Origin of the sequence: Pseudomonas sp. Lb2C2, from assembly GCF_052112205.1 — a bacterium.
Lineage (GTDB): Bacteria > Pseudomonadota > Gammaproteobacteria > Pseudomonadales > Pseudomonadaceae > Aquipseudomonas > Aquipseudomonas kilonensis.
This window is the reverse complement of record NZ_JAUTYW010000023.1, coordinates 1-543: the sequence shown is the minus strand read 5'-3', so window position 1 is coordinate 543 and position 543 is coordinate 1. Positions and strand designations below refer to the sequence as shown.

Here is a 543-nt window from a genome sequence, read left to right as displayed (position 1 = left end):
CGAACAGGATCGCGAAGTGGTACCAGAACGCCATGGTGTTCTCACCCGGCAGCACCGAGTGCAGGATCTGCGCGATGCCGACCGCCAGGGTCGGCGCACCGCCGGCACGGGCCAGGATGGTGGTTTCGCCGATGTCCTTGGCCACCGCTTGCAGCGCCTCGGGGGTGATTGCAAAGCCCCAGCTGCTGACGGTCTGCGCCACGGACACCACGTCACTGCCGACGATCGCCGCCGGGCTGTTCATGGCGAAGTACACGCCTGGCTCGATCACCGAGGCGGCGACCATGGCCATGATCGCCACGAAGGACTCCATCAGCATGCCGCCGTAACCGATGTAGCGGGCGTTGGTTTCATTATCCAGCAGCTTGGGCGTGGTGCCCGAGGAGATCAGTGCGTGGAAACCCGAGACCGCGCCACAGGCGATGGTGATGAACAGGAACGGGAACAGACCGCCCTTCCACACCGGTCCCGTGCCGTCGGTGAACTGGGTCAGCGCCGGCATTTTCAGCTCGGGCATGGTGACCAGGATGCCGATCGCCAGGG

General features: G+C 65.2%; 1 protein-coding gene. It reads right to left on the bottom strand.

Features of this window, described 5'->3' with window-relative positions; translation table 11 throughout:
- Positions 1 to 543, bottom strand: a 543-nt coding sequence (locus tag Q7F16_RS30080; protein ID WP_409557421.1) for a carbon starvation CstA family protein, incomplete at both ends; no start/stop codon positions are given.